Source organism: Amycolatopsis rhizosphaerae (assembly GCF_007713715.1).
In the GTDB taxonomy this organism is placed as follows: domain Bacteria; phylum Actinomycetota; class Actinomycetes; order Mycobacteriales; family Pseudonocardiaceae; genus Amycolatopsis_E; species Amycolatopsis_E rhizosphaerae.
The window spans coordinates 1-10,153 of the sequence record NZ_VJWX01000255.1 but is presented as its reverse complement, the minus strand read 5'-3'; the positions used below and the strand labels follow the sequence as shown (position 1 = coordinate 10,153).

General features: G+C 70.6%; 10 protein-coding genes. 3 read left to right on the top strand and 7 right to left on the bottom strand.

What is annotated here, in order from left to right; translation table 11 throughout:
* The 3 genes from FNH05_RS22875 to FNH05_RS22865 all read right to left on the bottom strand — a co-directional run.
* A partial coding sequence (locus FNH05_RS22875; RefSeq protein WP_144590770.1) for a molybdopterin-dependent oxidoreductase occupies positions 1-1,689 on the bottom strand: 1,689 nt, incomplete at its 3' end.
* Positions 1,661-3,577, bottom strand: a complete 1,917-nt coding sequence (gene acnA, locus FNH05_RS22870; protein ID WP_144590769.1) for an aconitate hydratase AcnA — start codon at positions 3,575-3,577, stop codon at positions 1,661-1,663. The genes FNH05_RS22875 and acnA, both read right to left, overlap by 29 nt.
* Before the next feature lie 13 nt (positions 3,578-3,590).
* Positions 3,591-4,769: an MFS transporter gene (locus FNH05_RS22865; RefSeq protein ID WP_186382683.1), complete on the bottom strand. Its 1,179-nt coding sequence runs from the start codon at positions 4,767-4,769 to the stop codon at positions 3,591-3,593.
* Between the two features lie 98 nt (positions 4,770-4,867).
* Here FNH05_RS22865 and FNH05_RS22860 point away from each other — a divergent pair, with 98 nt between their 5' ends.
* Complete coding sequence (locus tag FNH05_RS22860) at positions 4,868-5,830, top strand: LysR family transcriptional regulator (protein WP_144590768.1); 963 nt, start codon at positions 4,868-4,870, stop codon at positions 5,828-5,830.
* Here FNH05_RS22860 and FNH05_RS22855 read toward each other — a convergent pair.
* From FNH05_RS22855 to FNH05_RS22840, 4 genes are read right to left on the bottom strand one after another with little or no spacing between them, the layout of a single operon-like run.
* Positions 5,763-6,227 (bottom strand): Rv2732c family membrane protein, encoded by a 465-nt coding sequence (locus FNH05_RS22855; protein ID WP_425458477.1) that lies wholly within the window; start codon positions 6,225-6,227, stop codon positions 5,763-5,765. The two genes, FNH05_RS22860 and FNH05_RS22855, sit on opposite strands and share 68 nt — an antisense overlap.
* 5 nt (positions 6,228-6,232) lie before the next feature.
* A complete protein-coding gene (gene miaB / locus FNH05_RS22850; protein ID WP_144590767.1) occupies positions 6,233-7,726 on the bottom strand; it encodes a tRNA (N6-isopentenyl adenosine(37)-C2)-methylthiotransferase MiaB in 1,494 nt (497 codons plus the stop codon).
* 34 nt (positions 7,727-7,760) lie between these two features.
* Positions 7,761-8,108, bottom strand: a complete 348-nt coding sequence (locus FNH05_RS22845) for a type II toxin-antitoxin system PemK/MazF family toxin (protein ID WP_144590766.1) — start codon at positions 8,106-8,108, stop codon at positions 7,761-7,763.
* Entirely contained in the window at positions 8,108-8,329 is a 222-nt protein-coding gene (locus FNH05_RS22840) for a ribbon-helix-helix protein, CopG family (RefSeq protein ID WP_144590765.1), read from the bottom strand. Before FNH05_RS22840 ends, FNH05_RS22845 begins: the two co-directional genes overlap by 1 nt.
* A gap of 231 nt (positions 8,330-8,560) precedes the next feature.
* Between FNH05_RS22840 and FNH05_RS22835 the strand changes: the two genes are divergently transcribed.
* Both FNH05_RS22835 and FNH05_RS22830 read left to right on the top strand, forming a co-directional pair.
* Entirely contained in the window at positions 8,561-9,289 is a 729-nt protein-coding gene (locus FNH05_RS22835; RefSeq protein ID WP_186382684.1) for an amino acid ABC transporter ATP-binding protein, read from the top strand.
* 54 nt (positions 9,290-9,343) lie between these two features.
* Positions 9,344-10,153: glutamate ABC transporter substrate-binding protein (locus tag FNH05_RS22830; RefSeq protein WP_144590763.1), on the top strand; the 810-nt coding region annotated here is incomplete at its 3' end.

The window sequence follows — 10,153 nt, the reverse complement described above, 5'->3', positions numbered from 1 at the left end:
CAACTGGAGCAGCGACAGGAAGGTCCGGTAGATCTGGTCGGAGTGGAACCAGTGGTTTGTGCCCGCCCCCATCGCGATCATCGACCGGCCGCCGGTGCGCTCGGCGTTGCGGGCGAACTCCCTGGCCACCCGCACGCACGCCGCGGCGGGCACCGAGGTGATCGCCTCCTGCCAGGCGGGCGTGTAGGGATGCCCGGCGTCGTCGTAGCCGCTTGGCCAGTCGCCGGGCAGGCCGTCGCGCGCCACGCCGTACTGGGCCATCACCAGGTCGAACACGGTGGTCACCAGGTGATCCCCGAGCCGGAGGGCGGGAACGCCTCGTCGCAGGGCCGCACCGCCCTCGCCCCGTCCGCGGTCGAAGCGCGGCAGATCCACGGTGACGACTTCGGCGGCGGGCCGTCCGTACAGCGTGAGGGCGGGATCGACATCCAGGTCGAGGTTCCAGCGGCCGGGTTCACCGGCCCACCGGAAACCCAGCGACCCGTTGGGCACGTGCGGCCGTCCGGTGGCCTCGTCTAGCAGTACGGTTTTGAACTCGGCGTGCTCGGTGCCGTGGCCGAGGTCGGCGGCGGTGAGGAACCGGCCCGGCACGAACCCCTCACCGCGCTCGGTCAGGGTCACCAGGAACGGCAGGTCGGTGTAGGTGCGGGCGTAGCGGGCGAAGCGCGGCACGCGGCGGTCGCGGTGGAACTCGGCCAGGATGACGTGGCCCATGGCCATCGCGAGCGCCCCGTCGGTGCCCGGTGCGGCGGCCAGCCACTCGTCGGCGAACTTGGTGTGGTCGGAGAAGTCCGGCGACACCACCACGACCTTCTGGCCCCGGTAGCGCGCCTCGGCCATGAAGTGCGCGTCGGGGGTGCGGGTGATGGGCAGGTTCGTGCCCCACACGATCAGGTAGCCGGCGTTGAACCAGTCGCCGGACTCCGGTACGTCGGTCTGGTCCCCGAACACCTGGGGCGAGGCCATCGGCAGGTCGGCGTACCAGTCGTAGAACGACGAGATCGTGCCCCCGATCATCGACAGGTACCGGGTGCCTGCCGCGTAGGAGGTCATCGACATCGCGGGAATCGGCGAGAAGCCGATGATCCGGTCGGGGCCGTGGCGTTGGATCGTGTGCACCTGGGCGGCGGCGATCAGCTCGATCACCTCGTGCCAGGTGGACCGCACGAACCCGCCCTTGCCCCTCGCCCGCTTGTACTCGGTCGAGCGGTCGGTGTCGCCGGTGATCGATCGCCATGCCGCCACCGGATCCGCGTGTTCGGCCCGCGCCGCCCGCCACGAATCCAGCAGCGGCCCCCGGACGTACGGGTAGCGGATGCGGGTCGGCGAGTAGGTGTACCAGGAGAACGACGCCCCGCGCGGGCAGCCGCGCGGCTCGTACTCCGGAGAGTCCGGCCCCACCAGGGGATAGTCGGTGGCCTGGGTTTCCCAGGTGATGATCCCGTCCTTGACGTACACCTTCCACGAGCACGACCCGGTGCAGTTCACCCCGTGCGTGGAGCGGACCTCGCGGTCGTGGCGCCACCGCTCGCGGGAGAACTCCTCCGCGCCGCGGCCGCCCTCCCGGTACAGCACCCGGCGGTCGGCGGACTGCTCGCCGGGGAAGAACCATTGGGCGGCGCGCAGGAGCGCGTCGACAGCGTCCTGTGTGGACGGTCCGCTAGGGTGCGGCGATCCGGCGGAGCACATGGGGCAGAATCCCTCCGTGGCGGTAGTAGTCCGCTTCGCCGGGCGTGTCGATCCGGACGTCCGCATCGAACTCGCGGGTTGCCCCGTCCGCCGCGGTGGCGGTGATCCGGACCCGCTCGGGTAGCTCACCGTCCCCGGCCAGGCCGTGCAGGGAGTACACCTCTTCACCGGACAGGCCGAGTGCGGCGGCGTTCCGGCCGGGTGGGAACTGCAGGGGAAGCACGCCCATGCCGATCAGGTTGGCGCGGTGGATCCGCTCGTACGACTCCGCGAGCACCGCCCGGACGCCCAGCAGGGCGGTGCCCTTGGCCGCCCAGTCGCGGGAGGAGCCGGACCCGTACTCCTTACCGGCGATGACCAGCAACGGGACTCCTTCGGCGGCGTAGCGCCCCGCGGCGTCGTAGATCGTCATCCGCTCACCGTCGGGCAGATGCCGGGTGATACCGCCCTCGGTGGCCGGGGCGAGCAGGTTGCGCAGCCGGATGTTGGCGAAGGTGCCGCGGATCATCACCTCGTGGTTGCCGCGCCGGGAGCCGTAGGAGTTGAACTCGCGGGGCGCGATTCCGTGCTCTCGCAGGTAGGCACCGGCCGGCGAGTCGCGCTTGATCGCGCCGGCCGGGGAAATGTGGTCGGTGGTCACCGAGTCGCCGAGTAGCACCAGCACGCGCGCACCCTCGATGTCGCGCAGGGGTTGCGGTTCCGGGGGCAGGCCCTCGAAGAACGGTGGACGGCGCACGTAGGTGGAGCCCGGGTCCCAGGCGAACGTGTCCCCGGTCGGGATGGGTAGTGCCTGCCAGCGTTCGTCGCCGGTGAATACGTCGGCGTAGTCGCGGAGGTACATCCGCGTGTCCAGACAGGCCGCGACGGTCTGGTCGATCTCCTGGGAGCCGGGCCAGATGTCGCGCAGGAACACCGGCTGCCCGTCCGGGCCTGCCCCGAGCGGATCACGGGTGAGATCGGTGTCCATCGAGCCGGCCAGCGCGTAGGCGACCACCAGCGGCGGTGAGGCCAGGTAGTTGAGCTTGGTTTCCGGGTGGATGCGCCCCTCGAAGTTCCGGTTCCCGGACAGCACCGAGCACACCGCGAGGTCACCCTGGGCGATCGCACGCGACACCGGTTCGGGCAGCGGGCCGGAGTTGCCGATGCAGGTGGTGCAGCCGTAACCGACCAGATCGAACCCGAGTTCGCGCAGCGCAGGCAACACCCCGGCCCGGTCGAAGTAGTCCATGACGACCTTCGACCCGGGGGCGAGGGTGGTTTTCACCCACGGCTTGGGCCGCAGGCCCCGGCTGACGGCGTTGCGGGCCAGCAGACCGGCACCCAGCATGACCTGAGGGTTGGAGGTGTTGGTGCAACTGGTGATCGCGGCGATGACCACCGCACCGTGATCCAGTTCGACCGTTTCCCCGGCAGCCAAGGTGACGGTCACCGGTGCGCTGGGCCGTCGCCCGGGTTCGCCCGTGACGGGCACACTGCGGGGGCGGTCGTGCGGATGGTCGCCGGTGACCGCGACCGGGTCGGTGCTGGCGAGCACCGCGCCGAGGACGAACGCCATGCCCAGCGGCAGCGGGGTGAGCGCCACCGCGACCGCGGCGACCGCGGCCGCGGAGGCCAGCACGAGCCCGAGCGCGAGCACGGTCACCGGCCGCCACACCGCCTTCAGGTCGCGCCACGGCAGCTCCTCCCCGGCGGCGAACAGCAGGGGCGGGAGCACGACGAGGCTGACGACCTCCGGGCTCACCCGGATTTCGGGCACCACGGGCAGCACTCCGGCGATCACACCGGCGACCACCAGCAGCGACGGGGCGGGAACGCGCAGACGCTGGGCGAAGGCCGCCACCACGGTGGCCAGCACGACGAGGGCGAGAACCGTTTCGACGCTGCGCATTCCGCCCAGCAGGCTACCGGTGCCGGAGCGGCACGGCGATCGCGGTGACCGCGGCCAGGCCCGCCGCCCCGGTCAGGATCACCGGCGGCGACGCCACCGAACCGAGCAGGGCGAACAGGTACGGTGCGCAGAACCCGATGTAGGTCAGGGCCCAGAAGATCGCGGTGAGCCGGGCGAGGCCCCCGGGGGGCGCGATCTTGCCGACCTCGGTGAGCCCGAAGGTGACGCACAGCCCGTAACCGGCACCGAGGACGACGTCCGCGGCGAGCGCGACCACGGGTTGCCCGGACACCGCCGCGGCCGCCCCCAGCAGCAGACCGGTGGCGATGGCACCGAGCCCGCTGACCGCCACGGTCAGCACTCCCCGTGCGGCGAGGCGCCGTCCGAGCGGCTGGATGAGCAGTCCGCTCCCCAGCACCATGGCGATGGCCACCCCCGCGTAGGCGGTTTCGAAGCCCTTGAGATGCCCGGCGACCAGGCCGGGCAGGACGGCGAACCCGATGCTGGGCGCGGCGAACACCCAGGGCGCGACCGGCGCCACGAGCCGCCGGAAACGGGGGTCGCGGATTCCCGAGGCCCCGTTCCCGGCGCGGGCAGGGGCTGTCTCGGGCAGGGGCACGGCGAACACGAGGGCCACCACGGCCAGCCCGAGATGCGGCAGGTAGGCGGTGAACAACGGCGCCGGGGCCCACTGGGCGAGGAACGCCGCGACCAGACCGCTGACCCCGAACCCGGCCGTGAGCAGGAGGCTCGCCCGCCTCGCCCCGGCGGTGGGAGCGGCGGCCGGGTCGAACGGCGGGTGCGACAGTTCCTTGACCCAGGCGCTGCCGGCCGCGAGCACCGCCCCCATCGCGGCACCGGAACCCAGTCGTCCCAGGGCGAGCAGGGCCGGGGCATCGCCCATCAGTGCGAAGGTGGACACGGCCGACAACGCGACGGCGCCGAGCACGATCCGGCGCCGCCCGAGCCGGTCCGCGCCCGGGCCGCCCAGCAGCAGGCCCGGCACCAGGCCGCACACGTAGATCGCGAACAGGCCGGTGACCGCCGCCGCGGACAGCCCGAGCTGCCGCCGGTACGCGGCGAGCAGCGGCGAGAACTGGTTGGCCCCCCATCCCGCGGCGGCGACCAGCAGACCGGCCCGCAACCAGCCCAGCCGCACTCCCTCCGCCCGGTGATCGTCAATGATGCTCATACTCCGAGGTAACCGCCCACCCCGGCCGGTGCCCTCCTACATTCGGTTTTCCCGAACGGACTTGACGCGGGAGGACCGGCCACCGATCGTCGGTACCGATGGATCTGCGCCGTCTGACCTCGTTTCTCGCGGTGGCCGAAGAACAGCACTTCGGCCGGGCCGCGACCCGGCTGTTCCTGTCCCCCTCCGCGCTGACCGGGCACATCCAGCAACTCGAGCGGGAGATCGGCGCCGCCTTGTTCCACCGCGCGCCGGTCCGGCTGACCGCCGCCGGGGAACGGTTCGCCCAGCACGCCCGCGGCCTGCTGGACGCGGTGAACGCGGCGATGGATGACGTGGCGGGCACGACCGGGACGGCCGAGGACACGTTGCGGATCGGCGTGATGGCGCACGGTTCGGCGGAGCTGACCCCGGCGATCACCGGCGCCTTCGCCCGCGCCCGCCCGCACGTCCGGCTCGTGTTCGAACAGCTCACCTTCACCGAGCACCTCACCGCGCTACTGGCCCACCGCGTCGACGTGGCCTTCGTCCGGCCTGCGGTGGACGACGAGCGGATCGCCGTCGATCCGCTCACCCGCGAGCAACGGATCGTCGTGGTCCCCGCGCGCTCGGACTACGCTTCGGCCGGGGAACTGCGCCTGGCCGACGTGCTGGACCTGCCGTTCGTGACGGTGCCGCCGCACACGCCCCGGCCGTTCACCGACTACCTCTACTTCATGGAGGCCCGCGGCGGCGAAGCCCCGCACCGCAGCCCGGACCACGCGCTCACCGCCCACGACGTGCTCACGAGTGTGGCGGCCGGACGGGGAGCGGGCTCGGCGCTGAGCTCCTTCGCGCGCTACTACCCGTGGCCGGGAACGGTCTGCGTGCCGGTGGTCGACGCGCCGTGGGACCACAGCGTCCTGGCCACGCGGGCCCACGACCCGAACCCCTCGGTCCGGCTGTTCCGCGCCCTGGCCCGTACGCTCGCCGCGGACTTCCCCGAACAGGAGCTCAGGTCCGGGACCAGGCCGTCTTCATCCAGTTCCCGGCCAGGAACACCATCGCCACCAGCGCGATGATCATCCCGATGCCGGGGCCGCTGCCCGCGATGTTGTTCGCGTGGGAGGACTGCTGCGACCAGATCGCGAGCAGGCCGTCCACCGAGGCGAACCAGCCGCCCATGGCGCACACCCAGGCCAGCCACCAGCGGCGGGTCAGCAGGGCCAGCACCGAGGCGAACACCCCGAACGCGGTCGAGGTGGCGGCGAACAACTGCGGAACGGGGCCGCCCTGGCCCAGCAGCACCTGCCAGCCCGCGTGCTGGCCCACCCACGGCAGCAGCTGGCCGATCAGCAGCGCGAACACCAGCAGCGAGAGCACGAAGCCCCGCCTGCCCAGCTCCACGGTCCGCGCCGCCTTGCGGACCACCTGGTCGACGTCCTCGCCCAGCTTGCCCAGTTCCGTCCCGTTCGGCACGTCGTTCACGCTCCACACCCGCTTGTTGTCGATAGGGCCGCCGCCGGGGCCCCGAACGAGGGCAGCCCGAGGCTGACCCCGTCCGTCTTCGGCCGCAGCCCGGCTTCCACGTTGTCACCGGCCCGGGTCCGCCGGTGCGACAGGAGATCTCCGTCGGCGACGAGGTGGTGCGGGGCCGCGTAGGTGACCACGGTCCGCACGATGTCGCCCGGCCGCACCTCGCGGTCGACGGCGGGCCCGCCGGGCGTGAAGTGCACCAGCCTGCCGTCGCGGGCACGCCCGCTCATCCGGTGGGTCTCGGCGTCCTTGCGGCCTTCGCCGGTGGCCACCAGCAGTTCGACCGTGCGCCCGAGAAGCTTCTTGTTCTCCTGCCATGAGATCTCGTTCTGCAGTTCCACCAGGCGGTCGTAGCGTTCCTGCACGACCTGTTTTGGCAACTGCCCCGGCATCTCGGCGGCCGGCGTGCCGGGCCGCTTCGAGTACTGGAAGGTGAACGCGCTGGCGAACCGGGCCTGACGGACCACTTCGAGGGTGGCCTCGAAGTCCTCCTCGGTCTCGCCGGGGAAACCGACGATGATGTCGGTGGTGATGGCGGCGTCCGGCATCGCCGCCCGGACCTTGTCCAAAATGGACAGATAACGGGCGGAGCGGTAGGACCGCCGCATCTCGCTCAGGATCCGGTCCGAGCCGGACTGCAGCGGCATGTGCAGCTGGTGGCAGACGTTGGGGGTCTCGGCCATCGCGTCGATCACGTCGTCGGTGAAGGCGGCCGGATGCGGCGAGGTGAACCGGACCCGCTCCAGCCCGTCGATCGGGCCGCAGGCCCGCAGCAGCTTCGAGAAGGCTGCCCGGTCCCGGAACTCCTGGCCGTAGGAGTTCACGTTCTGCCCCAGGAGGGTCACTTCGAGCACACCCTCGGCGACCAGCGCCTGGACCTCGGCGAGGATCTCGCCGGGCCGCCGGTCCCGCTCCTTGCCCCGCAGGGAGGGGACGATGCAGAAGGTGCAGGTGTTGTTGCAGCCGACCGAGATGGACACCCAGCCGGAGTAGGCCGAGTCGCGGCGGGCGGGCAGGGTGGAGGGGAAGGTCTCGAGCGATTCGAGGATCTCGACCTCGACCTCGGAGTTGTGCCGGGCGCGCTCCAACAGCACCGGCAGCGAGCCGAGGTTGTGCGTGCCGAACACCACGTCCACCCACGGCGCCCGCTGCACGATCCGGCCGCGGTCCTTCTGCGCCAGGCAGCCCCCGACCGCGATCTGCATCGCGGGGTTGGCCTCCTTCATCGGCCGCAGGTGCCCGAGGGTGCCGTACAGCTTGTTGTCCGCGTTCTCCCGCACCGCGCAGGTGTTGAACACGACCAGATCGGGCGTGGCGCTCTCCCCGGCCGGCACATAGCCCGCTTCTTCCAGTTGTCCCGCGAGGCGCTCGGAATCGTGCACGTTCATCTGACAGCCGAACGTGCGGATCTGATACGTCTTGACAGACTCTGCCGTGTTCATCGGCTACCAGGGTAAACCCGGTGCCGCCGGGACTTCACAAGCCCAGATGAAGACGCAGCGCCTGGTCGATCTTCGCCAGCACCGCGGGGGGCACGCGGCCGGTCCGGCGGCCGATGCGCTCCACCGACACCGAGCGCACCTGCTCGGCCTGCGCCTTGGAGTCGGTCTTGAGTCCGCAGTCCGCCGCGGGCAGCAGGACCTGGAACGGGTACACGCGGTTGACGTTCGAGGTGACCGGAACCACCGTGACCACCCCGCGGCCCAGGCGGGCGGCCACCGCGTTGGCCCCGTCGTTGCTGACGATCACCGCCGGGCGGGTCTTGTTCGCCTCGGTGCCGCGCACCGGCTCGAGGTCGACCAGCCGGATCTCGCCACGGTGCATCAGCGTGCCGCCACGCCGTCACCGACCGTAGTCTCCCAGTCCTCGGCCTCCGCCGCGGCCCACTCCTCCCAGGCCGCCTGGTAGGCATCCTCCAACTGTGAGGCACGGAGCAGTTCGATGGCCCGGTGCAGCACCGCCGAGCGCGATCCGGCCTTCGTCCGTGCTGCGTATTCGTCGAGGAAGGCGACGTCCTCCTCACCGAGACTGACACTCAGTTTCATACTTCGAATGCTACTGCCGTTGCCACCAGGTTGCCACCCTGTCCGGGCCCCGCCCGGAGGCGCAACCGAGAGTGACTAAGGTACTTGGCGCACCGTGCCCGAGATGACACCTGGGTTGCGGTTGATCAGGTTTTCATCAATTTTGTCAGCGTCGGTCGACGCTTCGGTGTTAGATCGCCGGATGAGCGCGGTAATGGAGGTTCGATGAGCGCAACGACGTCGGCGCCGCCCATGATCAGGGCTGCGGGCGTGAACAAGTTCTTCGGCGATCTGCACGTGCTGAAGGACATCAACCTGGAGGTACCGCGCGGCCAGGTCGTCGTGGTGCTGGGCCCGTCGGGTTCCGGCAAGTCCACCCTGTGCCGGTCGATCAACCGGCTGGAGCCGATCAACGCGGGTGAGATCTCCGTCGACGGTGCCCCGCTGCCCAGCGAGGGCAAGGCGCTGGCCGCACTGCGCGCGGACGTGGGGATGGTCTTCCAGTCGTTCAACCTCTTCGCCCACAAGACCATCCTGGAAAACGTGATGCTGGCGCCGGTCAAGGTGCGCAAGATCGCCACCGCCGAGGCCCGCAAGACCGCGATGGAACTGCTGGAGCGGGTGGGCATCGCGAGCCAGTCCGGCAAGTACCCGGCGCAGCTGTCCGGCGGGCAGCAGCAGCGCGCGGCGATCGCCCGCGCACTGGCGATGAAGCCGAAGGTGATGCTGTTCGACGAGCCCACCTCCGCGCTGGACCCGGAAATGGTGCAGGAGGTACTGGACACCATGACGGGGCTGGCCGCCGAGGGCATGACGATGCTCGTGGTCACGCACGAAATGGGCTTCGCCCGACGCGCCGCGCACCGCGTGGTGTTCATGGCGGACGGCGAGATCGTCGAGGACGCCACGCCGGACGAGTTCTTCACCAAGCCGAAGTCCGACCGTGCCAAGGACTTCCTCGGCAAGATCTTGACCCACTAGGGAGATTCCGCGGCGCGCCGGGCGCCGCCTCTACAGGAAGCAGGGAACATTCGCATGAGAATCCGCACCCTGGCGGCAGGGCTGCTGGTCGGCGCGCTCACGCTCACCGCCTGCGGCAAGGAAGGTTCGCCCTCGGGCGGGACGGGGGACAACGCCGCCGCGGCGCTGCCCGCCTACACGGTGCAGCAGAACGTGGACGTCGCCGGATCCCCGACCTTCGCCAAGATCAAGAGCAAGGGCGGCCTGACCATCGGGGTCAAGGACGACCAGCCTGGTCTGGGCCAGAAGGACGCGACCACGGGCAAGTACGCCGGTTTCGACATCGAGATCGCGAAGATGATCGCGGCCGGGCTGGGCATCGACGAAAGCAAGATCACCTACAAGACCGTGGACTCCAGCGCCCGCGAGGCCGCGATCTCCAACGGTGACGTCGACTACTACGTCGGCACCTACACCATCAACGACAAGCGCAAGGCGCTGGTCTCCTTCGCCGGCCCGTACTTCCAGGCGGGCCAGGACCTGCTGGTGCGCAGGAGCGACAACTCCATCACCGGCAAGGACACGCTCAAGGGCAAGAAGGTCTGCTCGGCGACCGGTTCCACCCCGATCCAGCGCGTGCGGGAGCAGGGCCTGACCGAGCCGGGCAACATCGTCGAGTTCCAGAAGTACTCGCAGTGCGTGGACAAGCTGCTCACCAAGGAGGTCGACGCCGTCACCACCGACGACGCGATCCTCAAGGGCTTCGCCTCGCAGGACCGCGACAACCTGCAGGTCGTCGGCAAGCCGTGCTCGACCGAGCCCTACGGTGTCGGCCTGGCCAAGGACGACGCGGCGCTGCGCGGCAAGATCGACGACCTGCTGCAG